The sequence below is a fragment of the Sorangium sp. So ce185 genome (genome assembly GCF_051526825.1).
Classification (GTDB): Bacteria; Myxococcota_A; Polyangia; order Polyangiales; family Polyangiaceae; genus Sorangium; species Sorangium cellulosum_D.
In genome coordinates, this window is sequence record NZ_CP150316.1 from 13,176,748 (window position 1) to 13,202,003 (window position 25,256).

At 73.5% G+C, this 25,256-nt stretch carries 16 protein-coding genes; 10 read left to right on the forward strand and 6 right to left on the reverse strand.

Annotation, left to right across the window (positions count from 1 at the left end):
• The first annotated feature begins 173 nt into the window (after positions 1 to 173).
• Together WMF26_RS48680 and WMF26_RS48685 are read left to right on the forward strand one after the other, a co-directional pair.
• Entirely contained in the window at positions 174 to 911 is a 738-nt protein-coding gene (locus WMF26_RS48680; RefSeq protein ID WP_437998269.1) for a hypothetical protein, read from the forward strand.
• An 11-nt stretch (positions 912 to 922) separates the two neighbouring features.
• Positions 923 to 4,864, forward strand: coding sequence for a protein kinase domain-containing protein (locus WMF26_RS48685; protein WP_437998270.1), 3,942 nt, complete (start codon positions 923 to 925; stop codon positions 4,862 to 4,864).
• A 4-nt stretch (positions 4,865 to 4,868) separates the two neighbouring features.
• Here WMF26_RS48685 and WMF26_RS48690 read toward each other — a convergent pair whose 3' ends face one another.
• The 4 genes from WMF26_RS48690 to WMF26_RS48705 all read right to left on the reverse strand — a co-directional run bounded on the left by WMF26_RS48690 (position 4,869) and on the right by WMF26_RS48705 (position 11,615).
• Positions 4,869 to 5,678: a sugar phosphate nucleotidyltransferase gene (locus tag WMF26_RS48690; RefSeq protein ID WP_438002497.1), complete on the reverse strand. Its 810-nt coding sequence runs from the start codon at positions 5,676 to 5,678 to the stop codon at positions 4,869 to 4,871.
• A gap of 17 nt (positions 5,679 to 5,695) precedes the next feature.
• Positions 5,696 to 6,016: a hypothetical protein gene (locus WMF26_RS48695; RefSeq protein WP_437998271.1), complete on the reverse strand. Its 321-nt coding sequence runs from the start codon at positions 6,014 to 6,016 to the stop codon at positions 5,696 to 5,698.
• Positions 6,017 to 6,568: 552 nt separating this feature from the next.
• Positions 6,569 to 10,840, reverse strand: coding sequence for a serine/threonine-protein kinase (locus WMF26_RS48700; RefSeq protein ID WP_437998272.1), 4,272 nt, complete (start codon positions 10,838 to 10,840; stop codon positions 6,569 to 6,571).
• Positions 10,841 to 10,847: 7 nt separating this feature from the next.
• Complete coding sequence (locus tag WMF26_RS48705) at positions 10,848 to 11,615, reverse strand: hypothetical protein (RefSeq protein ID WP_437952900.1); 768 nt, start codon at positions 11,613 to 11,615, stop codon at positions 10,848 to 10,850.
• A 247-nt stretch (positions 11,616 to 11,862) separates the two neighbouring features.
• Between WMF26_RS48705 and WMF26_RS48710 the strand changes: the two genes are divergently transcribed.
• Positions 11,863 to 13,353, forward strand: a complete 1,491-nt coding sequence (locus WMF26_RS48710) for a serine/threonine-protein kinase (RefSeq protein WP_437998273.1) — start codon at positions 11,863 to 11,865, stop codon at positions 13,351 to 13,353.
• Between the two features lie 287 nt (positions 13,354 to 13,640).
• On the forward strand, positions 13,641 to 14,795 hold the full coding sequence (locus tag WMF26_RS48715) for a ferritin-like domain-containing protein (protein WP_437316745.1): 1,155 nt from the start codon (positions 13,641 to 13,643) through the stop codon (positions 14,793 to 14,795).
• 57 nt (positions 14,796 to 14,852) lie between these two features.
• Here the strand turns inward: WMF26_RS48715 and WMF26_RS48720 are convergent, their stop codons facing one another.
• A complete protein-coding gene (locus tag WMF26_RS48720; protein ID WP_437334785.1) occupies positions 14,853 to 15,938 on the reverse strand; it encodes a hypothetical protein in 1,086 nt (361 codons plus the stop codon).
• A gap of 337 nt (positions 15,939 to 16,275) precedes the next feature.
• Positions 16,276 to 16,497: a hypothetical protein gene (locus WMF26_RS48725; protein WP_061623997.1), complete on the reverse strand. Its 222-nt coding sequence runs from the start codon at positions 16,495 to 16,497 to the stop codon at positions 16,276 to 16,278.
• A gap of 379 nt (positions 16,498 to 16,876) precedes the next feature.
• Here WMF26_RS48725 and WMF26_RS48730 point away from each other — a divergent pair, with 379 nt between their 5' ends.
• From WMF26_RS48730 to WMF26_RS48755, 6 genes are all read left to right on the forward strand, one after another.
• The gene (locus WMF26_RS48730; RefSeq protein ID WP_437998274.1) at positions 16,877 to 17,581 is read left to right on the forward strand and encodes an RNA polymerase sigma factor; all 705 of its coding nucleotides are present in this window, start codon (positions 16,877 to 16,879) and stop codon (positions 17,579 to 17,581) included.
• A complete protein-coding gene (locus WMF26_RS48735) occupies positions 17,578 to 18,888 on the forward strand; it encodes a tetratricopeptide repeat protein (protein ID WP_437998275.1) in 1,311 nt (436 codons plus the stop codon). The genes WMF26_RS48730 and WMF26_RS48735 overlap by 4 nt, the downstream gene beginning before the upstream one ends.
• 112 nt (positions 18,889 to 19,000) lie before the next feature.
• Positions 19,001 to 21,229, forward strand: a complete 2,229-nt coding sequence (locus tag WMF26_RS48740; protein ID WP_437998276.1) for a biotin carboxylase N-terminal domain-containing protein — start codon at positions 19,001 to 19,003, stop codon at positions 21,227 to 21,229.
• Positions 21,230 to 21,548: 319 nt separating this feature from the next.
• On the forward strand, positions 21,549 to 22,673 hold the full coding sequence (locus WMF26_RS48745) for a hypothetical protein (RefSeq protein WP_437998277.1): 1,125 nt from the start codon (positions 21,549 to 21,551) through the stop codon (positions 22,671 to 22,673).
• Between the two features lie 161 nt (positions 22,674 to 22,834).
• On the forward strand, positions 22,835 to 24,208 hold the full coding sequence (locus WMF26_RS48750; protein WP_437998278.1) for an SIR2 family protein: 1,374 nt from the start codon (positions 22,835 to 22,837) through the stop codon (positions 24,206 to 24,208).
• A gap of 279 nt (positions 24,209 to 24,487) precedes the next feature.
• Positions 24,488 to 24,919 carry a hypothetical protein gene (locus WMF26_RS48755; RefSeq protein ID WP_437334792.1) on the forward strand — a complete coding sequence of 144 codons (432 nt, stop codon included), beginning with the start codon at positions 24,488 to 24,490 and terminating at the stop codon, positions 24,917 to 24,919.
• The last annotated feature ends 337 nt before the right edge of the window (positions 24,920 to 25,256 follow it).

The window sequence follows — 25,256 nt, forward strand, 5'->3', positions numbered from 1 at the left end:
CCGCAAAATGTCTATAAAAAAATTGAACTTATGAGCGGGAGTGGTGTAGATGAAATAGGACTATGGAATCTGCACGCCAATTCGCTCTCATCGTCTGCGTGGCGGTGTCGACCTCGCAGGCCGCTTGTATCGCGTCTACCGAGCTCGATGGCCTCGAGGGTGAGGATGAGCTGGTGGCGGAGGTGCAGCAGGAGGTCGTGGTCTACAACGCGCTGACCCACAACGCGCTGACCCACAACGCGCTGACCTACAACGCGCTGACCCACAACGCGCTGACCCACAACGCGCTGACCCACAACGGTCTGATGGGCAATCCGTTCACCAGCGAGGCGCTCCGTGACCCCGAGTCGCGGGAGCTCCTCAGCTTCATCGTGAGCTGCGCTCTGCCCGAGCACGAGAAGATTACGGTCGAGGTCGACCGCCGCTCCTACACCTTCGTCGGGGAGCTCGGGCTCGCGCCCGAGTGGGGCCGGAGGAACGGCTCCTGTGGTGAAAAGTGCCAGGAGTGGGTGTCGGCCTGCCTCCTCTCCCGCGTGAACTACCGGGGCGAGCACGTGCCGATCTCGCTCCGCGGCAAGAACGACGCGCTCTCGTCCACGAGGAGGGAGCGCGACACGTACGAGGAGCCGGAGGCGACCTACTACGGCAACGTCTTCCTCAAGAACCAGCGTCGCTTCGCCTGCCTCGCGCCAGGGCAGAGGTCGATCCCCCGCGTCTGCGGCCCCTCGATCGACGACTGCGTGGTCGACGTCGTGGGCAAGTGTGAGGACGTGTGCGACGGCCCGCGGCACGACGGCAGCTACACGGACTGCCGCGACCGGAAGCCCCTCATCGAGCTCCCGTGCGGGACCCGCATCTTTCCGCTCGGTACCGACAGCTACAAGGCCTCGGTGAGCGTCTTCCTCGAGTAGCATCGAGCAGCGTGGAGTCCGGGGCCGTCCTCGCGAGCCGATTCGTCGTCGAGCAGCAGGTTGCGGCCGGGGGGATGGGGACGGTCTATCGCGCCCACGATCGCCTCGACGCGCGCCACGTCGCCCTCAAGCTCCTGCACAGCCGCGAGGCCTTCGACGTCGAGCGCTTCGAGCGCGAGTCGCAGATCCTCGCCGAGCTGAGCCACCCCGGGATCGTGCGGTACGTCGCCCACGGCCGGACGGGCGCCGGGGACCACTACCTCGCCATGGAGTGGCTGGAGGGCGAGGACCTGGCGGCGTGCCTCGCGCGCCGGCAGCTCTCGCTCGCCGAGAGCCTCGGGGTGCTGCGCAGGACGGCGGACGCGCTCGCCTTCGCGCACTCGCGCGGGATCATCCACCGCGACGTCAAGCCGAGCAACATCTTCCTCGTCGCCGGCGACGTCGCTCAGCTCAAGCTCGTCGACTTCGGGATCGCGCGGCCCGACGGAGAGTCGCGGCGGCTGACCTACACCGGCGGGATCCTCGGGACGCCGGGGTACATCGCGCCCGAGCAGATCGAGAGCGGGAGCTCCCTCGACGCGCGCGCGGACGTGTTCTCGCTGGCGTGCGTGTTCTACGAGTGCATCGCGGGCCGCCCGGCCTTCGAGGGGGCGCACGTCATGGCCGCGCTCGCCAAGCTCCTGTTCCAGCAGACGCCGAGGCTGCGCGACGTCCGCGCGGACGTGCCGGAGCCGCTGGAGCAGCTCATCGACCGGATGATGGCGAAGAACCCCGAGGAGCGGCCGCGCGACTGCGGCGAGGTCGGGGTGCAGCTCGCGCAGCTGGCGGAGGCGCTCGACGCCTGGGCGACGCCGCGGCCCGCCACGCTTGCGTCGCCGCGCGACGCGACGATGCGCTCGGCGCGGCCCCCGGGCTTCCTCACGCGCAGCGAGCAGCGGCTCGTGTCGCTCGTGCTCGCCGGCGAGCCGGACGACGTCGAGATGAGCGTGGCGGCGGCCGGCGGCGTCCCGAGCGCCTCGGACGTCTCGAGCGTGCTGCAGGAGATCTCGAACGAGGGCCCCGGCTCCGCGGTGCCTCGCTCGGAGGTGCGCGCCGCGGTGGAGCCGTACGGCGCGCACATCACCGAGATCTCGCGCGGGTCGCTCATCGCGATCCTCGCCGGCGCCGGCAGCGCCGTGGACCGGGCGGAGCGGGCGGCGCGGTGCGCGCTCGCCCTGCGCGCGCGGTTCCCGGGCATCCCGCTCGCCGTCGCGACGGGGCGCGGGGTGTCGTCGGCGAAGCTCATCGAGGGCGACGTGATCGACCGGGGGGTGCGCGCCCTGCGGGCGGCGCAGGGCGGCGTCGTCCGGCTCGACGACGTCACCGCCAGCGTCGTCGGCGGCCGGCTCAAGATCGACACGGACGAGAAGGGGCCGTTCCTCGCGAGCGAGACGGCGGCCGACGAGAGCACCCCCGTCCTGCTCGGCAAGCCGAGCGTCTGGGTCGGCCGCAGCCGCGAGCTGTCCATGCTGGAGGGCGTGTTCTCCGGCTGCGTGAGCGAGTCGCTGGCGAGCGCGGTCCTGGTGATCGGCCCGGCCGGCGCCGGCAAGTCGCGGCTCCGCCTGGAGTTCCTCACCCGGGTGCGGCGCCAGTTCGGGACGGTGGAGATCCTCGCCGGCCGGGCCGAGTCGGTGGCCGCGGGGTCGCCGTTCGGCCTCATCGCGGACGCGATCCGCAAGTCGGCGGGGATGCGCGAGGGCGAGCCGGTGGAGGCCCGGCGGCGCAAGCTGAAGCGGCGGCTCGGGCGCCACCTGAGCGGCGACGCGCTGAACCGGGTCGCGGCGTTCCTGGGCGAGCTCACGCGGACGCCGTTCCCCGACGGCGAGACGAGCGGGCTGCGCGCGGCGCGCGAGAACGCGATGCTGATGGCCGACGCGACGCGCGCGGCGTGGGAGGACTGGCTCGCCGCCGAGTGCGCGGCGCAGCCGGTGCTGCTCGTGCTCGAGGACCTGCAGTGGGGCGACCCGGCGACCGTGCGCCTCATCGACCAGACGCTGCGGAACCTCCGGGATCTGCCGCTCACGCTGCTCGCGCTGGCCCGACCCGAGGTCACCAAGCAGTTCCCCGGCCTGTGGACGGATCGCGAGGTGCAGACGATCAAGCTCGGGCCGCTGCCCGCCAAGGCGAGCGAGCGGATGGTGCGCAGCGCGCTCGGCGAGGACACGCCCGCCGAGATCGTGGCCCGGGTCGTGGAGCGGGCCGACGGCAACCCGTTCTACCTGGAGGAGCTCATCCGCGCGGTCGCCGACGGCAAGGGGGACGTGCTGCCCGACTCGGTGCTGGGCACGGTCGAGGCGCGGCTCGACGCCGAGGGTCACGAGGCGAAGCGGGTGCTGCGGGCGGCGAGCATCTTCGGCGATCGGTTCTCGAAGCTCGCGGTTGCGGCGCTGCTCGGCGGCGCCTCGCGCGTGAAGGAGACCGAGACGTGGCTCGACGCGCTGGCGGCGCGCGAGCTCATCGCGCCGGCCCAGACGCCGGGGTGGCTCATCCCGACCGACTACGTCTTCCGCCACGCGATCGTGCGCGAGGCCGCGTACGCGATGCTGACGGAGCCGGACCGCGCCCTCGGCCACAAGCTGGCCGGCGAGTGGCTCGAGCGGAGCGGGCACACCGACGCGATGGCGATGGCGGAGCACTTCCGGCTCGGCGGCGAGCCGGCGCGCGCGGTGAAGTGGTACCGGCGGGCCGCGGAGCAGGCGCTGGAGGCGAACGATCTCGCGAGCGCGCTCGCGCGCGCCGAGATGGGCGTGCGGTGCGGGGCGGCCGACGAGGAGCTCGGGCGGCTGCGGCTCGTGGAGGCCGAGATCAGCCTGTGGCAGCAGGAGACGGCGCTCGCCGTGCAGCGCGGCACCGAGGCGGCGAGCCTCGTCCGGATCGGCAGCTCGGCGTGGTTCCGCGCCATCGGGCAGGTGATCGTCGCGGAGGGGAAGCTCGGCCACTTCGATCGGGTCGAGGCCTGGACGACGCGGGTGGCCGAGGCGGCGGGCGCGATGAGCGCCCGGATCATGTGCCTGTGCGAGGGCGCGACGTACCTGGTCTTCGGCGGCCGTTACGCGGCGGCCGACCGGCTGATCCAGATGCTCGAGGCGGTCGCGAGCGAGCCCGCCGGGCTCGAGCCGCAGGCGGTGGGGCTCTACCAGCAGGCGCGCGCGTTCCGGGCGCAGACGAAGGGCGACATCGGGGCGGCGCTGAGCGGGCTCACGGCGGCGCTCGCGGCGTTCGAGCAGGCCGGCGATCGCCGGAACGCCTGCACGGTGCGCGAGAACCTGGGCTTTTTGTACGGCGAGCTCGGCGACTTCGAGGTGGCGGAGTCGGCGCTCCGCACGGCGCTCGCGGCGGCGCAGCGCATGGGCCTCGACGACCTGGAGACGGCGGCGCTCCAGAACCTCGGCTACGTCATCGCCCACCTCGGGCAGCTGGAGGAGGCGAAGCTCCTCGAGCAGCGCGCGGCGGCGGCGTTCCAGCAGCAGGGCGACCGGCGGATGGAGGGCGTGACGCTGACGTACCTCGCGAAGATCCTGCTGCTCTCGGGCGACCCGGCGGGCGCCGAGCGCGAGGCGCGCGCGGCGGTCGAGGCGCTGACGGTGGTGCCGCCGCTGCGCGCCGCCGCGGTCGCGGTGCTCTCGCGCGCGCTGCTCGCGCAAGGCCGGAAGGACGAGGCGCTGCCGGCCGCGCGCGAGGCGTTCGCGCAGCTCGAGGAGGCGGGCTCGCTCGAGGAGGGCGAGGCGCTGGTGCGGCTCGCGTACGCCGAGGCGCTGGCCGCCGCCGGCGCCGAGCGGGAGGCGGCGGAGGCGCTCGCCGCCGCGCGCGAGCACCTGCTCAGCCGCGCGGAGAAGATCAGCGATCCGAGCTTCCGCGAGCGCTTCTTGACGTGCGTGCCCGACAACGCGAGGACGCTGGCGCTCGCCGGGTGACGGGTCAGGGGGCCTCGCCCCCGGCCGCGCGCAGCGCGGCGGGCGCGCCGGCGGGCTCGCGCCGCTCGCCGTCCCCGGCCGCTTGCGGGCTCGTCCGGGAGCTCAGGAGGCGGAGGGCCTCGCGGTAGCCGTCGACGGTCCCGACCTCGACGTACGCGTGCCCGGCGGGGACGCCGAGCGCCACGCCCCCGCGGGCGATGTACTCGTTGACGAGGGGGCCGATGTGCTCGTCGCGCCGGCCCCGCTCGCACCAGAGCCCGTAGAGCTCCTGGAGCACGGCGCCGGTCAGCTTGAAGGCGCCCCAGATCCAGCGCGACGCGGCGTCGCGGCGCCTCGCCTGGATCTCGACGACGCGCCCATGGCCGTCGGTGACGACGGCTTCGAAGCGCCCCGGGCGGTCGAACGGGAAGAGGAGGAACGAGAGCGCCTGAGCCACGAGCGCGGACAGCCCGTCTTCGGGGAACCAGAGCGCGTCCGGGAGGCCGACGAACACGAGATCGTCGGGCGCGATGAGCGGGAGCGCGCGGAAGACCGCGTCGCAGAGGCCAGCCGGACGCGGCTGGACGGCGTACGACAGGCTCGCCTGCCCGATGGCGGCCCCGTAGTACTCGAGGAGCTCCGACCTGCCTGGCGAGACGACGAAGCAGATCCGGGTCGCGCCGGCGCGCAGCATGCGCTCGACGAGGTGCTCGCTCGCGGCGCGGGGCTGCACGGCGCCCTGCTCAAGCCGGCTGCCGATCGGGAGGAGCTCGCTCGAGAAGGCGAGCGGCTGAATCCCGGGCTCCCGGCCGGCAGCCGGGATGAGCCCCCACACGGTGGCCTGTCGTCCTCTCACGCGCGCACCCCCGCCGAGAGCGGCCCGCCGCGCGGCGCGGCGGAGCGGCGGTGAGGGGCGGCGCAGCGCTGGATCACGGGCGCGCCGCGCTCGAGATCGCGGCGCCCTCGCTTCGGTGAAGCGATGTAGTCCATGTCGAGGAAATCACGTTCATGTCCGGGATTGCCACGCGCGGCGCGGTGAGCGGCGTGACGTATATTGTGCTGCGCGGGGGCGGCGCGGCGGCGCTCCACGGTGAGCGCGGGAGCGAGACCCCGCGGCGACGAGGCGAGCTCACTGCCTTGGGACGAGCGTATACCGAGCTCCAGGTTCACCATCTTCAATGCTCGCTCCGGCGAGCGCGAGCGACGCTTACTTGTGGGCATTTTGTTCAACCAATTCAAATGGTTGTGCGATCCTTGCGCCGTGGAGACGCCGCTCGCCCGCGCGATCGAGGCGGCGCCGCGTGACTGGGTGGCGGACGCGGATGCGCGGGGCGTGTGAATCGGAGTTCAACATCGTACCTGCGGACCTCGAGATCAAGTCGAGCGCGAGACCCGCTTTGTCAAGCTGAGCCCGGATCGCGGCTATCGATTCGTGATGGACTCATGACATGTCAAGCCGATCGCGATCCACCCTTGTCAAGCCGACGCGGGGCTCGCGCGGCGCGCGCTCGCGCGAGCGAGTGGCAATCGCCTCGGGATTGACGCTCTCACAAAGCGCGATCCCGGACAGGAAAGGTGGCAGTCTCTACAGTGAATGCCCGAGAGGGCATCAGGCACGGACGTAGCGAGCGGTGGTGTGACGACCCGCGTCAGGTTTCTGTCACGACGGCAGGCGACGACCCCGCGCGGGTGATCCCATGGAACACATCGACCGCCGAGGTGCGCTCACGCGGGCAACGTCGGCCGCTCCACGGCGGGCTCTGCGGCTTCGCGCTCGGCGATGGCGGCGGCGTGGCGGCGCAGCCGGTCGGCCATCACGTTCGGGATGCGCTCCGCGGCCAGGAGCGCGGCCGAGAGCGCGCTTCGCGCGGCGGCGAGCCGGCCGCGGCGCAGCGCGGTGACCGAGCGGATCTCGAGCACCTCGATGTGCTCCTGGCCGACCGAGCTCTGCGCCGAGCGCTCCACGAGCGCGTCCCACGCGGCGTCGCTCCCGTCCCGCGTCGCCAGGTCGATCATCGCGCAGAGCACCTCCTCCGAGGGGACCATCAGCGCGTCGACGCGCCCCTCGGCGCGCGCTTGCTCCTGCATCTCGCGCATCCGCTCGAACAGCGCGCGGGCCTCGGCGTGCTCGCCGCAATAGAAGAGAAAGCGCGTCTTGAGGAGCAGGGCGACCGGCCGGCACATCCCGCAGAAGCGGTGCTCCTCGATCTCGAGCGCGCGCTCGATGTGCGGCCTCGCCGCCGCGAGGTCGTCCATGAGGTAGAGGTACTCGCCGAGGTTGTACTCGCCGATCCGCTCGAGCCCGCTCTGGCCGAGCTCGCGCGCCAGCGAGAGCACCCGCTCGAGGTCGGCGATCATCCGGGCCTTGTCGCCGCGGCACGCCCAGAGGAGCGCGCGGTTGTTCGTCACCGAGCCGAGGTGCAGCGTGTCGTGGTGCGCTTCGCAGAGCGCGATCGCCTGGCCGAGCGCCTCCTCGGCGTCGTCGAGGCGGCCGAGCCCCTGGAGGACGAAGCCGAGCATGAGCAGCGAGATGACCCGCGTCTCGTAGCCGTCGGCCCCGAGCGAGGCGGAGTCCGCCGCCGCCCGCTCGAGCGCGGCGGCCGCCTCCTCCTCCCGGCTGAAGCGGTGGAGCGAGCGACCGACGCCGAGCGCGAGGCGCGCGGCCAGCGCCGGCGACAGCGCGAGCCCCTCGGCGAGCGCGCGCGCCTCCTCGACGCGCTCCTCGGAGCTCTTGAACTCGTCCATCCAGTCGAGCGCCGTGGCCTCGTCGAGGAGGATGTCGATCTGCGCCGGGACGTCGCCCCGCGCGCGCGCGATGGTCCGCGCGCTGGCGAAGTCGGCGAGCGCGTCGTGGTAGCGGCCGAGGCGGTAGCGCATGAGGCCGCGGCCCCGGTGCGCCGCCGCGCGGTCGGGTCGCGCGCGGGCCGGCGCGCCGGGCGCGTGGCCCCGCGGGGCGCCGGCGCTCGGGGCCGTCGGCTCGATCGGCTGCTCCAGCGCGCGGCTGTAGAACGACTCCGCGTCGAGGTAGGCGTGCCGGGCGCGCGCGCGCTCGGCCAGGGTGAGGTAGGCGGCCTCGGCGACCTCGCCGAGCCCCGCCTGGGCCGCGTGGTACGCGAACGGGAGCAGGCGCGCGTCCTTGAGGTGGGGCGCGTCGCGCTCGCCCTCGTCTTCGTCGGCGGCGTCGCGGTGCAGCTTGAAGGCCGCGAGGTGGACGCGCCGGCGGAGCGCCTCGGGCGCGCCGCGGGCCACCGAATCGCGGACCAGCGCGTGGCGGAAGCCGATGCGGCCTCGGCGATCCTGGACGAGCAGGCCCGCGGCGAGCAGCCGCTTCACCGCCACCTCGCCGTCGAGCGGGAGGTCGTCCGCCTCGCCGTGCTCGTCGAGCCGCTTCAGCACGCCGGCCACCTCGGCGACGGCGACGTCCGGGCCGAGGAGCGCGATGAGGCGCGCGTGCGCCTGCAGCGCGGGCGGGAGCGCGTCGATCTCGCCGAGCGCGAGCCAGTCGAGGAGCGGCATGTCCGGCAGGCGATCGAGCTCGTCCGTCGCGAGGTACCAGGCGTCGCCCCGCGGGTGCCGGCGCACGATGCCCTCGCGCTTGAGGCCGCGCACGAGCTCGATGAGCAGGAGCGGGACGCCCTGCGCGCGCTCGACGAGGTGCGCGAGCGCGGGCTCGGGCACGTCCTCGGCGGGCAGGAGCAGCCGCCGGCAGAGGGCGATCGCGCTCTCGCGATCGAGCGCCTCGAGGCGGTAGGTCTCGCGGCGCGCGGCGCGCTCGCCCCAGTCGGGGCGCGCGCTCTCGAAGCTCGGCCGGCCGAAGGCGCAGATGAAGAGCCGCGCCTGCGCCTCGGCGAGCGCCGCGTACTCGAGCGCGGCGAGCGCCGCGTCGTCCGCCGCGTGCGCGTCGTCGAGCACCACGAAGAGCGGCGTCCTCCGCGACCTCCGGCGGAGCGCCTCGCCGGCCGCCACGGTGAGCGCGGCGCGGAGCGCGCCGGGCGCCGCGGAGAGCGCGCGGAGCTCCGGGTAGCGCTCCTCGGCGAGCGCGCCGTCGCTGATCCAGCCGAGCGCGAGCGCCACGGCGGCCCCGAGCCGCTCCTGCGCGGCGCCGAGGCGGCGCCGGAGGAGCTCGCTGCCGCCGTCGGCGGGCGGGGACGACGGCAGCGCGAGCGCCTGCTGGAGGATCTCCCGGACGACGCGGTCGGCCCCGCCGGCCACCGGCTCGCCGGTGCGGAGCTCGATCACCTCGGCGCGGCCGTCGATCTCGCGCAGCCGCTGCACGAGCGCGCCGGCGAGGCGGCTCTTGCCGTGGCCGGCCACGCCGATGACGCTGGCGATGGTGGGCGTCGCGTTCGCCGCGGCGTCGCGCGCGCCGGCGACGAGCGCGTCGAGGACGTCGTTCCGGCCGAAGAGCGGCTGCGAGCCGGTGTCGAACGCGGTGTCGGCGTCGGGCCGGGCGGAGGTCGGCCCGGATCGAACGGAGGGCGGCCCTGGCGGGGGGAGGGAGTCGCCCGGGGGCTGCGCGCCGCCGTCGCCGAGCGCCTCCACGGCGGCCGGCGACAGGGTGAGCCCCGGGGGGCGGTCCGGCGCGAAGCGATCCTCCCGGTGGAAGAGCGGGCTCAGGAACCGGCGCGAGCCGTCGGGCCGCGGCTGGACGGACACGGACGCGAGGTCGAGCAGCCCGCGGGCGAGGACGCGCTGCTGCTCGAGCTCTCGGCCGGCGTGCATCGCGCGGCGCAGCGGGCTCGCGCCGTCCGCGTGGTCGAAGACGGCGACGAAGCGGTTGCCGGCGGCGTGCGCGAGCTCGCCGCCGAGCGCGCCGAGCCTCCGCTGGAGGGCCACGACGTCGAGCTCGGCCTCGAAGAAGAGGAGCGCGACCGCGCGCCGCTCGACGCGGCGGGCGCTCGGCGGCGGCTCCGTGGTGAGGCGCCGGAGGCGCGAGGGGCGGCGCTCCTGGGCGCGCTCGAAGGTCTCCAGGGCGGCGCCGAGCGCCGCGGCGGTCTCGAAGCGCTGATTCCTGTCCTTGGCGAGGCACCGGAGCACGATGTCCTCGAGCGACCCGGAGATCGGCGCGATCGAGGAGGGGCGCGGGGGGCGGCGGCTCAGGTGATCCTGCCGCACCAGGGCGGGAGGGCCCCAGAACGGCGGTTTGCCGGTGAGGAGCTCGAACAGCACGACGCCGAGCGCATACACGTCTGCGCGCACGTCGATGTCGCCGTGGCCGTCGCACTGCTCGGGCGCCATGTACTCGGCGGTGCCGGGCGCCTCGCTCTCGGCGGTGATGCGGAGCGACGGGTCGCGGTGCCCCGCCGCGAGGCCGAGATCGATGATGGTGGCGCGGTGCCCGCCGTCCCGGGCGGCGGCGGACAGCGGCGCGCCGGGATGGATGAAGATGTTCTCGGGCTTGATGTCGCGGTGCACGTAGCCGCGCGCGTGCACCGCCTCGAGCGCCCGGAGCGCGGCGCGGACGAGGGAGCACGCCGCGCGCGCCGGCACCGGGCCGGCGACGCCGGAGGCGACCATGCGGTCGGCGAGCGTCGGGCCGTCGAGGTAATCCATGACGAAGTACGGCAGCCCGGAGGGGAGCTGGCCGCACGCGTGGACGGCGGGCACGTGGGGCGGGCCGATGTCGTGGAGGGCCCGCATCTCCTCGACGAGGCGGACGCCGGCGTCGGGGCGGTCTTCGCGCGCGACCTTGATCGCCACGGTCGGACCGCCGCCCTCCGGCTCGGCCGCGAACACGGCCCCGAACCCGCCCGCGCCGGCGAGGCGGACGTCGCGGTAGCCCGCGATGCTGGGCGGCGGCGCCTCGCTGCGCCAGCCGGTGCTGGCGTCGTCCGCGCCGCTCGGGGCGCCGGGCTCCGGACCGGCGTGCCGCAGCGCCGGGCCGTGCTGCGGGCACCCGGGGTCCGCGCGCGCGACCCGCCTGCCGCATTCCCTGCACCGCGCGGCGAGCCCACCCGTGTGGGCGCCGCGTCCGTCTCGACGAACATCGGGCGACATGGGGGCCTCAGGGCAGGAACGTCGTAATCACCGCGGACGACGACTCGCCTCGATCGTTGGTGCAGCTCGGGCGATAGCCGCTGGCGGCGTGGAGCGGGCCGCACACGAGATCGCATGAGCCCACGATGTGAATGTTCGGGCATTCCCGGACGCCGCCCTCCGGGTCGGGGAGCCCCGTAGCGCAGTCCCTGCTGTGGTCGCGCGACCTCTCGGCGTTGGACTCGTTGTAGCAGGCATAGAAGCGGGGGGCGCTCGTGAACAGGTCGCCCCAGAACGCGCCCTCCTCCCTCGGAAAGGACGCCATCTCGCTCCGGTCCGGGTACCTGAGGGCCTGATGCGTCCCGCGCGACGAGATCATCACCGAGACGCCAGCCCGGTTTGCGCGCGAGGCCACGCAGGCCGAGACCCACTGCCTCCGGGAGGCGCTCAGCGGCTCGTCGGCCCAGCTCGGGGCGAGGCCGAGGTGCCCCCAGTAGACCTCGTCGTGCGGCTCGTCGAGCTCGTCGCGCCACGAGAAGCGGAGCGACTGCGACGTGCTGAGCGCGCAGCTGACAATGTATTGAAGGAGCTGCCTGGACATCGCGCCGAGCTCCCCTGGGTCGGTGATGGCGGAGAAGGCGGTCGGCGCCAGGCTGCTCCCCTCGAGTCTGTTCGGGGCGAGCGCGTTGGGGTTGAGGGCGTTGGGGTTGAGGGCGTTGGGGTTGAGGGCGTTGGGGTTGAGGGCGTTGTGATTGCGGAGCGCACTTGAGGCTGCCTCGACCGACCCCGACTCCACAGGAAATCCGTCGCTGCCACCGCAGCAGGGCAGCAATGCGACCAACGAAAGCGTGCGCAGGTGCCGCGCGTGAATTCGCCCTTTCATCAGTTCCCTCCCCCGTTCCGCCAGCAGATGGAATAGGCTACCGTCGGGACAACGATGGATTTACTGTACCACCAGGTGAAGCGACGTGTAGCGACAACACGATCGTCACGTGCTGGTAAAAACGTCGCTCGGGTGAGCCCTTAGTCGTATCGGGGGGGTTATGACATTGGATGGGTTGGCGACGCGCGATAACGAGACGAGGGCGTTTTCCCTAGAGGAGAGGTCGTTCTCCCGAGGAGAGCTCCCGTGCGGCGCGCGCGCGGGCAATTACAGTGTTGTGGCGCCCATCGCCCGGGGCGGATGTGGCGCTGTGTACGAGGCGAGACATCTCCAGACGGGCGCGCGCGTGGCGATGAAGGTGCTGCACGGGACGCTCGCCGCCTCGCCGAAGATGGTGAAGCGCTTCCTGCGCGAGATCGAGGTGGTGAGGCTGCTCAACCACCCTGGCATCGTCGACATTCATGACGCCGGCGAGCTCCCGGACGGCCGGCCGTTTTACGTGATGGAGCACCTCGACGGGCTGACGCTCGACGTGCTCCTCCGGCAGGAGGGGAGGCTCTCGCCGGAGCGGGCGCTCGAGCTGCTCGAGCCGGTCTGTTCGGCGCTCGACGCGGCGCACGCCGCCGGCATCATCCACCGCGACGTGAAGGGCAGCAACATCTTCGTCTCGCGGGGCGCGCCGCGCGCGGTCAAGCTCCTCGATTTCGGGATCGCCAAGCTGATGGAGCCCGAGGAGGGGGCGAGCGGCTTCACCACGGCGGGGAGGGCGCCAGGCACGCTCACGATCATGGCGCCCGAGCAGATCCTCGGCGGCCCCCTCGACGCGCGCGTCGACGTGTACGCGCTCGGCGTCCTGCTCCACCGGCTCCTCACGGGCAAGCTCCCGTTCTACTCGCCGGACGCGGCCGAGCTGCTCCGGCAGCACCTGGAGGAGCCGCCGCCGCGCCCGAGCCGGCGGACCCCGCTGCCGCCCGCGCTCGACGCGATCGTCCTGCGCTGCCTGGAGAAGCAGCCGGAGCACCGCTACCCGTCGGTGAAGAGCTTCCTCTGCGCGCTCCGCGAGGCCGTGGGCGAGCCGACGTCGGGGCGGAGCAGCACGCCGGAGCTCGAGACGGACGCGATCGCGGTGTACCTCGACCTGCGGCTGTGCACCGACGCCGACGATCTCGACGACGCGCTCGCCGAGGAGCTCGGCCTCGTGCTGGACCTCGCGGAGGAGCGCCTCCGCGACGCCGGGCTCACGCTGGTGTCGGTGACCGGCAGCGAGATCCTCGCCGCGCGCTTGCTCTCCTGCGACGCCGGCGAGGCGCTGCGGGAGCGGGCGGCGGTGATCGCGATCGCCGCCGCGCTGCACGAGGAGATCGCGCAGAGGAGCCGCCCGGACGCGCGCGTGCACCCGAACCTGTGCCTGCACGCCGGGCGGGTCGTGGTGCGCTGGATGCCCCATCCGGAGATCATCGGCGGCGACCTGGCGCGGGTCGGCGCGTGGGCGCCGGCCGAGCCGGTGCACGGGCTCTGCGCGACCGAGGAGGCGATCCGGGGAGTCGGCGGACTCGAGCTCTCCGCCGGGCCGGGCCGCCTCGCGCTGATCGGAGAGCCCTCGGCGCAGTGCTCCTCGCCGGCGCCGACCTTGCGCAGCCGCGCGATCTGAGGCGCCGGGGCGCGCGGCCCTCGCCGCGCGCCGCGCTACGCCCGCCGCGCCGCGCCGCGCCCGCCGCGCCACGTCCGAAGCCCGGCCCCCCGCGAGGTGCGATGTCAGGGAAGCGACGGGCGCGCGCTCGGCGTGGACCCCCTGTCGGACTCGGGATCTCCCGGAGTCGATATGACGACGCAAAAACGATCAAGAGGCGATTGCCGCCCGACGATAGATGCCATTATAAAGGCGGCCCGCGGGCTGCTCGACCTCGCGTCCGCGCCTCGCCGCTCCGGAAAGCTCTCATGTCCATGCGCCTCCAGCAAGCTATCCAGACCCTCCTCGATTCCGCCCCTCTCCTCCGCGACGCATCGAGCAGCGGCAACGTCCGGGTGCTCGCATCGCTGCTCGGGCCAGCCTTTCGCGGCTTCGTCCAGCGGCGCGGCAAGGGCGTGGGCTCGACCGATATCTCGGTTGGATACGAGGCCAGCTTTAACTGGAGTTACGGGCGGGACGACCCAGACATGGCGAGGCTCTACCATCTGGCCAAGACGTCCCAGTGGAACGCGACGACCGACCTCGACTGGTCTCGCGACGTCGATTGGCTCGATCCGGCGATGCCGCTCTTGCCCGACAGCTGGATGCCGCCGTCCAAGCTGCCGATCTGGGGGAGGCTCTCGGAGCGGGAGCGGGCGGCGCAGCGCCACGGGCTCCTCTCCTGGATGCTGAGCCAGTTCCTGCACGGCGAGCAGGGGGCCCTGTTCGCGGCGTCGCAGGTCACCGAGTGTGTGCCCTCGCTCGACGCCAAGCTCTACGGGAGCACGCAGGTCGCCGACGAGGGGCGCCACGTGGAGGTGTTCCACGCCTACCTCACGCAGAAGCTGGAGAAGCTCTACGAGATCAACGACAACCTGTATGTCGTCATCGACGCGATCATGAGCGACGGCCGGTGGGACATGAAGTTCCTCGGCATGCAGATCATGATCGAGGGCCTCGCGCTCGGCGCGTTCAGCTCGATTCGACAGGTGACGAGCGAGCCGCTGCTCAAGGACGTCCTCCGGTCGGTGATCACCGACGAGGCGCGCCACGTGCATTATGGGGTCCTCGCGCTGACCAGGTTCTACCGCGAGGGCATAGGCGAGCGGGCGCGGAGGGAGCGGGAGGACTGGGCGTTCGAGCTGTCGCTGCTGCTCCGCAACCGGTTCTTGGCGCACGAGTTCTATGACGAGTTCTATGCCCACCGCATGACGCGGTGCGAGTGGGACAAGCTCATGCTCGAGAGCGACCTGATGGGGTTCTTCCGCCGGACGATGTTCAAGCGGATCGTGCCGAACCTGAAGCGGATCGGCCTGCTCTCCGGGCGGATCCGGCCGCGCTACGCCTCGATCGGGCTGCTCGAGTACGAGCACGGGCGGTCGGCCAGCGAGCTGACGGCCAAGGAGCTGCTCGACGACGCGTGAGGCCGCGGCGATCGAGGCGCGGCGGCGCGGGCGCCCGCGCCGGCCTCCGGGAGCCGGTCAGCAGGTCGCCCCGATGCAGGCCGCGACCTCGACGGCGCACTCCTCCTGGATGCAGTCGAAGTCGCCGTTGCAGACGGGGAGCAACGGGAGGGCGCACGTCATGACCTGATCGACGAAGAACTGGACGTCGGCGCAGCCCCGCGACACGCAGCTCGAGACGCACGCCAGGCTGAAGGCGGGGGGCGACTGCGCGAGATCGATGCACCGGGAGGCGCAGGTGATCACCTCCAGGCAGTCCGCGGGCTCGCACGCGCCGCAGTCCGCCGGACAGTTGGAGCACGTCTCGAAGCTCTCGCAGACGCCGTTCGGGCACACCGAGCACACGCCGCAGTCGCGCTGGCACGACGCGCACGTCTCCGTCCCCGAGCAGGCGCCGTCGCCGCAGGAGGCGCAGGCGCCGCAGTCCGCGGGGCACGAGAAGCAGCTCTCGAGCCCGACGTTGCACACCCCGTTGCCGCAGGAGGCGCAGGCGCCGCAGTCGGGGGCGCACGAGGAGCAGTCCTCCGGCGCCGCGCAGCGGCCGTCGCCGCAGCCGTCGCACACGCCGCAGTCGGCCGGGCACGTGAGGCACGTGTCGGCGCCGCCGCACGCGCCGTCGCCGCAGCTGGGACACGGGCCGCAGTCGTTCGGACAGCTCGCGCACGACTCGCTCGCCTCGTCGCAGGCGCCGTCGCCGCAGCTCGGGCAGAGGCCGCAGTCCGAGGCGCAGTTGCCGCAGTTCTCGGGGGCGGCGCAGGCGCCGTCGCCGCACGCCCCGCAGACGCCGCAGTCGCTCGAGCAGCTCGCGCACGACTCGGCGCCGTCGCAGGCGCCGTCGCCGCACCCCTGGCAGAGGCCGCAGTCCGGGGCGCAGCTCCCGCAGTCCTCCGCGCCGTCGCAGACACCGTCGCCGCACGCCGCCGAGGGCCAGCCGCCGGACGGTCCGGGATCGTCCCACGCCTCGGTGCGGCCGCAGCCCGCCCCGAGCCCGGCCCCCGCGGCGGCGACGAGCGCCGACCACGCGAGAGCGCGCGCGGAGAAGAAGAGGCCAGGGCGATGCCGCCCGGACCGCAGCAGGAAGCTCAGCCGGCTAGTGGTACCCATACGATCGGCCCCATGCGAGATCGGGTTGTAAGGAGGCGCGGGAGCGGTCCGCGGCTGCGCCGCGCTGAGCCGTCCGCCGACGGCGTGCGGACGGAACATACCTGGAGAGCGCCCGCGCGATGGGGGCAAAGCACGGGCGCGCCGCGTTTCGCCGCGCGATCGGGGCGATGACGGCGGGCGGCGAGCTGCTGGCCCGGCGGCGCGGTCGGATGGGCGGGGGCGGAGCCGCGCGGCACAAGGGCACAAAATGAAAGAGGGCGGCACCTCCGGAGAGGCGCCGCCCAAAGCGCTCCGCAGCGCGCGCTTCACGAAGGAAGCGACGCGCCGCGCAGAGGGCTCACTGCTTGGGAGCCTCGGCCGGGTTCGCCGCCGCCGGGTCGGCCGGAGCCGAGGGGGCCGACTCCGGGGTCGCCGCGGGCGCCGTCTCGGTCGAGGCGGGGGCCGCCTCGGTCGACGCCGGGGCCGCCGACGGGTCGCTCGCGGCCGGGGCGCTGCCGCCGCAGGCAACGGCGAGGGACGAGACGGACACGGCGACGAGCGCAAGAACGAGCTTGTTCATGGGAATCCTCCGAAAAACGGGGCGGCGAGGCCACCCCCAACCAGCAAACGTAGGAGCCGCAGTCCAAATCCGGCGGCCACCCACCCAGACGCCGCAGGGGGACAGAACGGCTCACAGTTTTTTCGATGAGCCGCCCGGGCCCCACCAGGCGTCTAGAAAACTGTGGGAGGCTCGGGGCTCTCCCGACGCTGCCCCGGACAGGAGACCGGGGCGCGGCGCGCCTCCTCGGCCCAGGGGCCGCTTCCCGCACGGCGGCTCGAACACCCAGGCTGCTTCTTTTCAGGTACACGAACCCATGGCTCTGAGACCTCAGCGAGGGCGCCTGCGCCTTGTCGAACCGGTCGTCCCGGCCGCCCCGGCTGCGGAGGCTCAGGCGGACGTGGGCGAGGCCGGCCCCGCCTTCTCCCCGGAGGAGCGCGGCCGGAGCGATGTCCGGTCCGGGGGCGCGCGCGCTGGGAATGCCGCGGACAGGCGGGGCGCCGTCGCGGGCGCGCCGGCGGAGCGGGGGGGAGGCCTTACGGAGCTGCCGGACGCGCAGCTCGTGGTGCTCGGCGCGCGCGGGGACGTGGGCGCGCTCGAGCAGCTCTACCGGCGGCACGCGGCCTTCGCCATCCACCTCGCGACGCGCATCGAGGGCTCGGCGCGCGACGTGGAGGACATCGTGCACGACGCGTTCCTCCGCGCCTTCGAGCGCCTCGGCGACCTCGTGGACCCCGCCGCCTTCCGCGCCTGGCTCGGCTCGATCGTCGTCCACAAGGTCCGCTCGCGGATGCGGCGCACGCGGCTGCTCGGGATGCTCGGGATGGGCAAGTCGAGCGAGCCGGTCGATCTCGACGCGCTCGCGAGCCCGGCCGCCTCTCCCCACGCGCGCGCGCAGATCGCGCAGATCTACGCCCTGCTCCAGACGCTGCCGGCCGACGACCGGATCGCGTGGATCCTCCGCTCGGTCGAGGGGCACGATCTCGAGACGGTCGCGCAGATGACCGACTGCTCGCTGGCCACGGTCAAGCGGCGGATTTCACGGGCGCAACACTTCCTCGACGGTCATTTTGTGGATCCCACCAACAGCGAGGCGTCATCATGAGCCGGCGAGGGCTACCCCGGATCGCTCCGGCAGATCTGCGCGACCACGCGACCGAAGAGCGGATCGCGCGCGTCTGGGACCGCATCGAGCACGACCTCGCGGCGCGCGAGCCGTCGTCGCCGCGCCGCGCGGGCGTGGCCGCGATGCTCGCGGCGGCGGCGCTCTCGGCGTTCGCCGGCGGCCTGTGGCTCGGCAAGGCGATCTGGAGCGAGGAGCAGGCCGCGACGCCGCTCACCGCCGTGGCGCCGACCGACGACGTGCCGTCGCTGGTCGACGTGTTCGCCGCGGGCTCGCGGGGGCGCACCTTCCAGCTGCCGGGCGGCGGGACGATCTCGCTCACGGCGGGCACCACCGTCGAGGTCGAGCAGGCGGACGGCGGCGCGCTGACGCTGCGGCTCGTGCAGGGCGAGGCGTGGCTCGACACCGTGAGCGGGACGCGCACGGCGGCACTCTCGATCGTGGCCGGGGAGGCCCGGCTCGCGGCGGCGGCGGGCAGTGTGCTGCGCGTGAGGCACAACGTCGACGACATCGACGTCAACGTCGCGGACGGGTCCGTCAAGCTCACGTCGCCGGCCGGCTCGCGGGAGCTCGGGCGCGGCGACGCCGAGGAGGGCGTGCCGATCCGGCAGCCCACGGCGGTGGTGGCGCCGCCGGAGGAGCCCCGGCGCGCCCGCGTGGCGTCGCTGCCGCGCTCGAGCGCGGAGGTGGCGCCGGTCGCGCCGCCGTCCGACGCGCCGGCGGCCGCGGCGCCGGCCGCCGCGCCCGACTGGCGCGCGCGGTACAACGCGGGCAACGTCGCCGAGGCGCTGCAGAGCCTGAAGCAGCAGAGCGGCGGCGTCGACGGCGCCATCGCCTCCGCGAAGACGGCGAGGGAGCTGATGGACCTCAGCGATCTCCTGCGCGCGAAGGGCGGCGATCTCTCCGCGGCGATGCGCGCCTTCGCGCGCGTCGTCGAGAGCTTCCCGACCGACGCGTACGCGCCGATCGCGGCCTACAAGCTCGGCGACCTCTACGCCAGCATGGGCGATCAGGCGCAGGCGGCGAAGTATCTGGACCAGGCGCGCTCGCTGTCGCCCGAGGGCAACCTCGCGGAGGACTCGTTCTGCAAGCGCATCCGCACCGAGCTCGTCGCCGGGCGCAAGGAAGAGGCCTCGCAGATGGCCAAGGAGTACGTGGCCAAGTACCCGGACGGCCGGTGCGAGGACGTCCAGCGGCTCGTCTCGGGCGACGCGGCGGCCGAGGAGGGCGAGGAGGAGGCCGCGCCGCCCCAGCCTCCGCCCGCCCCCGACGCGAGCCCCGCGCCGTGATCCGCGCGCGCCGGTCCCCGGGCGGCGCTCGGCGGCCCGGGCTCTCCGACCGACAGGCTTGACATCCCGTAACGGCTCTGCGCTTGCTTGCTGCGCCGGAGAACCGCTCAGGATGACCACCGCCGTCCGCACCAGCTCCCTCCCCGCTCGCAAGGACGTTCTGGCTCTCCCGTCGTGGAAGCTGGTGTTGCCACGAGGCGGCTACGTCTCCTCGATGGAGGCGTTCACCACGGCGATGGGCCTCCCGGGGTTCTCGCTGCTCGACCTCGGCACGCTGGCCGGCGGCAAGGACGCGCACCGCCTCCTCGGGCTGCGGTACCTGATCGCCAACGGCGAGGTGTGGAGAGAGCACTTCGGCTGGCAGCGCGCGCTTGAGGCGGCGCTGCGCCGGGAGCTCCTCGGCGACGAGCGGGTGAAGGAGCTCCTGTCGGCGGCGGAGGGCCTCTTGTCGCGGATCCGGGAGGCGCGCGCGTCGATCACGCCCGAGGACCGCGCCGGGTTCGCCCGGTACCTGGAGGGCGGGCTGCTCCGGGCGCTGAAGCGCCGCGACTTCGAGGAGGAGCGCTTCCTCAAGTTCCTGATCCTGGAGCAGGACGAGCCCTCGCTGCGCGATCAGGCGGCGGAGCTCCTGCGCTCCCGGGCCGGAGAGCTCCAGCGGGACGACGCGCAGGCGCTGGATCTGCTCTACGCCGCCGTGCACCGGCTGGACAGCTACCCCGCCACGACGGTGAGCGCGGGCCAGCTCAAGTACGTCCTCGTGGCGGACAAGGGGGAGATGGGCGTCCGGGCGACGCGCGAGGCGATCGCGCTCGGCAAGGTCCCCGTGGTCCTCTACAGCCTGAAGGACGACGAGAACGCGCTGCAGGTGCGGATCGCGCGCGAGGGCGGCGGGTTCGCGGTGGGCCTCGAGGGGAGCTTCCGCGAGAGCTACGCGAACTACGTCCAGATCGCGGACAAGGTGAGGGCCGAGTTCGAGCGGCGCTTCGGGGACGACTGGGAAGAGGAGCTCTCGCGCGCGGGCCTCTACCCCGGGTACGGCCCGCTCGCGGAGAACGCCGCGGCGATACGGCACTTCCGCCAGAAGAACATCGTCTTCATCGGTCCGATGCAGGACGTCGTGGAGAACGCCGGCGACAAGCGGAAATTCCGCCTGATGGCCCAGGCGTTCGACGCGACGGCGGTGACGCCGGGCCTCGTCATCGACAGCGACGATCCCGAAGAGATCCAGCGGACCATCGTGGAGACGCACGCCGCCGGGCGCTTCACCTTCCCGGGGCGCCTCAAGGCCGCGAACGGCGGCGGGGGGCGCGGGCAGGCGGTCATCCCGACCGCGGAGCAGGTGCCCCAGGCCATCCAGAAGGTCCTCGGCGAGATCAAGGCGTACAACTGGCAGCCGGGCGTGATGTTCGAGCAGAACATCCCGGAGACGATCCACCTGGAGGTGCAGGTGCTGCGGGATCGCTACGGCAACACGCGGCACTTCGGCATGCGCGACTGCAGCGAGCAGCGCGCCAGCCAGAAGATCCAGGAAGAGGCGCCGCCGGCCCTGCTCCGGCGGTACCCCGGCCTCGAGGAGCGGATCTGCGGGCTCGCCGTGCAGATTGCGGAGCGCGTCGGCTACGTGGGCGCGGGGACCGTGGAGCTGATGTTCAAGGACGGGAAGTTCTACTTCCTGGAGATGAATACGCGCATCCAGGTGGAGCACCCCGTCAGCGAGGAGAGCTACGCCATCAAGCGGAAGCGGAGCCGCGTCCCCGTGAACCTCGTCGCGTGGCAGATGCGCATCGCGGACGGGCAGGCCATCGACTTCGAGCAAGAGCAGGTGGTGCAGACGCACTGCAGCCGCGAGTTCCGCATCAACGCGGAGAGCTGGAATCCGGATCTCAGGGACTCGCGGGACGGCGGGAAGGGGCTGTTCCTGCCGAACGCCGGCATCTTCGACCGCATCGCGCTCCCCGACGTTGGCGCGATCCGCGAGGCGCTCGAGGACAAGGGCCTCACCGACCTGAAGATCCGGTTCGACTGCGGCTTCGAGGCCGGGGACGTCCTGGTCAACAAGGACCCGACGTTCGGCAAGCTCATCGTGTCGGTGAGCAGCAAGGACCCGGACAAGGCCTATGAGCTCTTGCGGCTCGCGTCCCTCGAGGTGCTGAAGAAGATGAAGATCGAGGGGCGGCAGGTGCGCCCCGATGGGACGCCGATCGCGGGCTCACCGTTCAAGACGAACCTCCAGGATCACGTGCGGATCCTGAGGCTGCCGCTGTTCAAGCGCCATTCGAGCTTCGACGATCGAGGCCGCCACGTGAACTGGGTGGTGGCCGCGTTCCGCGAAGAGGCGTAGCCCGGGGACGTCGCCGCGATCGGGCGGCGGGCGGCGTCGCGAGGAGATGGCGGCCAGTCCGCTCCGGAAGCGCTGAAGCTCCCAGCCGGTGGACCACCGCGCGCGGTGGGGCCCCGGAGGCTCGGCGCGAGACACGACGCGACGAGAGCGCTGGCAGCGAAATATTACGAGCGCGCGCCGTCGCCCTCGTTCGAGGGCGGCGCCGCGGTGGTGTCGTCCGGCAACCGCGGCCTGGGTGAGGCGGTCGCGGTCGACAAGAAAGAGGCAATCCAGACCGCAACGGGGTATGTGGCCAAGTACCCCGATGGCCGGTGCGAGGATGCCCAGCGGATCATCTCCGGCGCGGACGCGGCCGCAGCGGGAGGGCCTCCGCCGCCTGCCCCCGGCGCGCGCCCCGCGCCGGGATCCGCGCGCGCGCGCCCTCGTCGCGCTCGCCCTCCTGCTGGGCTCCGCCGCCCCCGCCGCGGCGGCCGAGCCGCGGGCGTTCGTGGCGAGCAGCGGCTCGACCTCTGCGCCGAGCGCGCCGCAGCTGCCCGCCGCGGCTGCGCCCATCGAGGTGCGCGTCGCGCTGTCGCGCGGCGCGGCGGAGGAGGTCTCGAGCGTCCGCGTGCGGCGCCTGCTCGAGATCGAGCTCCCGGACGGCGCGGCGCTCGCCGCCGAGCCGGTCGGCCCGCTCGGCGACCGCGTGGCGAACGTGTGGGTCGACCGGCCCACCGCCGCCCGCCTCGAGATCCAGGTGCGCCTCGACGGCCGCGCGGTCGTGCGGCGGCAGATCGCCGTCTCCGGCCTCACCTCCGACGTCGCCGCGCGCCTCGTCGCGATCGCCGCCTCCGAGATGATCCTCGCCGAGATGCGCCGCGCGCGCGCCCCGCGGCGGCCGCCGCCGCCGCGGCGCCCCACCCCGGACGAGGTCGAGCTCGCCTCGCGCGATCTCGACGCGCTGTCCGTCTCGGCCGGACCCTACGCGGCGGTCGTCTCGGGCGGGCCGCACGTGCTCGGCGGCGCCGGCCTGACGCTCGGTCTGCGGCGCCTGCGGCTCACCGAGTCGCTGTTCGCCCGCCTGCTGGCCACCCCGTCCGGCGGCGAGACGCTGCGCTGGCTCGAGGGCGGTTTCTCGGGCGACTACCGCCTCTGGCTCGCCGCCTCGTGGCGCCTGTCGATCGGCGCCTCCGCCTCGGTCGCCTCGGTCCGGCTGCCGGCCGCCGCTTCCGTCGACGGCATCGCGGGCGAGCGCGATACCTGGTCCGCCCGCGCCGGCCTCGGGGTCGGCGTGGAGACCCGGCTGGGCGGCCCCCTGTGGCTCGGGCTCACGCTGGACCCCGGGGTGGTGCTCCGGCCTGCGCCGTACGAGGCCGAAGGCGGCGCCGCGGGCGCCGTCGAGGGGGTCTGGCTGGGGGTCGGCCTGTCGCTCGCCACGGAGCGGCGCTCCTCGCCGCCGCGGTGAGCAGAGGGGCGCGCTCCCCCGCGGCGGTGAGGAGAGGGGCGCGGCGCCGCGGCGGCGAGAGCGGCAGGCGCTCCGCCCCGCGGCGGTGAGGAGAGATGCGCGCCTCGCCGGCGCGGCGCCGCGCCGCCTGCGGGCGCGGATCCGCGGTATCGTGATCGTCGATGGATGACGAGATCCTCGAGCAGCTGCGCGAGCGCTACGCGTCAGGGAACCTGATCGTCTTCGCGGGCGCGGGCGTGTCGGCCGCGGCGGGCATGCCGACCTGGAAGCAGCTCGCCGAGCGGCTGCGCGACCGCGCGCGGAGGAAGGGCGCCGACCCCGCGGTGGTCGACGAGATCCAGCAGTACATCGCCTCGAACCAGCTCATCAACGCGCTCTCCGCCGCGAAGCTCGCGCTCGGGCCGCAGGACTTCAACTGGACCGTCGACAAGGAGCTCGACGACACCGGCCGCGAGGTGCCCGAGGTGGCGCAGGCGATCGCCGCGCTCAAGCCGAGGCTCAAGGCGGTGCTCACCACCAACATCGATCGCTTCCTGGAGCGCGCGTTCCAGGGCGAGTGGCGCATGGTCGACCGGCCGACGGCCGACATCGCCATGGACAGGCGCTTCATCCTGAAGCTGCACGGCACGCTGCGCGCGTGGGACACCTGGGTGTTCTCGCGCGACCAGTACGACCGGGCGATCTTCGGCTCGCCGCTCCTGCAGGACGCGTTCGGCGCCCTCTACCGCACGCACTCCATCCTGTTCGTGGGCTTTGGCCTCGCCGACGACAACATCGACCAGACGCTCGCCCGCGTGCGCGCCCTCGCGGGCGGCCAGCCCCCCATGCATTTCGCGCTGCTCCCGAAGGGCGTGCCCCCGTTCCGCCGCCGGCTGCTCGAGGAGTCGGGCGTCCGGCTCATCGTCTACGAGAACCAGGCCGGCGATCACGCCGAGGTCGCGCAGCTCCTCCTCGGCCTGGAGCCGGCCGCCGCGCCGGCGCAGCCGCCGCCGCGCGTCGCGACGCCCGCGCCGGCGCCGCAGCCGGCGTCGAGCGCGCACCCCACCGCCGTCCCGCCGGCGAACACGCACCCCGCCAAGGCGCGGCCGGTGCGCGTCTTCTTCTCCTACGCGTCGCGCGACGAGGAGCTGCTCGCGCGCCTCGAGGCGCACATGAGCCCGCTCAAGCGCGAGGGGCTGATCGCGCCGTGGCACAGCGGGAAGATCGGCGCGGGCGAGGACCTGGAGCGCGCGATCGGCGAGCAGCTCGAGGCGGCCGATCTGATCCTGCTCCTCGTGAGCGCGAGCTACCTCGCGTCCGAGCAGGGCGACGCGCAGGTGGCGCGCGCCATGGAGCGGCGCGCCGCCGGGCAGGCCGCGGTCGTGCCGATCCTGCTCCGCCCCTGCGACTGGGAGACGACGCGCTTCGCCGAGCTCCAGGCGGTGCCGCGGGACAAGAAGCCCGTGAGCAAGTGGTCGGATGAGGATGAGGCGTTCCTCCAGGTGGCGCGGGAGATCCGCGCGGTGGTGACGAAGCTGCGCGCCTCGCTCCGGTGAGCCCGGGCGCCCTCGCCCGGGCGGCGGCTCCGCCGCGGAGCGCGCGTATTCCGCACTCTTCCGCCTCCTCGCCTCGTGAGGGATCGCCGCGGCGCGCGCCCGGGCGAGGCGGGCCGGGCGGCCTCGCCAGCCCGGGCGCTCGGGGTTTTCTCGGGCTCTTCTGGGCCTCTGGCCTTGCCGCGCTGCGGCCCGCGGCGGGCGCGGACGCACGCCGCGACGCGCATGCGGCTTGCTTGGCCCACGGGGCTGACCACGCGAACGAGCGGAGAGGTGGCCATCGTGAGCCCATTGCACAGAGAGCGGATGGTGACGGCGCGCGAGAGCAGCCAGCCCGAGGCGCGGATCGCGGACGAGGAGCCTCCGCCGGAGTCGCGCCGGCAACCGGCCGTCTACACGGCGTGCGGCGGACCTACCGGAGAGCCCTGGCCGGAGCGCTCGCCCGTGCTCACGCCGGAGGAGGCGCGCGAGCTGTCCGAGCGCTGGAGCGCGATCCAGGCGGGCTTCATCGAGGCGCCGCGCCTGTCGGTCGAGCAGGCCGACGCGCTCCTGGCCGAGGTGATCCAGCGGGTCGCGCAGAGCTTCCGCGAGGAGCGCGGCGAGCTGCAACGCCTGATCGACGGAGCGCCCGGGCAGCCGGAGGCGTCGACGGAGGAGCTCCGGCTCGCCCTGCGCAGGTACAGATCGCTGCTCGGGCGGCTGCTCGCGTTCTAGCTTCGCGCGATCCGCGTCCGCGCTTCAGCGGGCTTGTGGAGAAGGAACCAGCGGAGCGCCCATCGCTGACAGCGGAGACCGCGCGGTGCTGACGCGGTCATCTCCCGAGGGGCCGGAGCTCCTCCGCTGGCGGCCGGCTCCGGCGCCCCGCTGCACCAGGGTTCTGCACCTGTCAAGCATGATGTCGCCCTCCCGGTGAGCTTTGAGGTGGGCCAATGAGGTGGCGACTGACGCAGGACCATCGATTTTGGGATGGACGTAATGTCGTTTGAACCGGTCATGTCGTCCCGCTTCAATACGTTCCGAGTACGCAGACGCTCTCTTCCTGCTATAGATG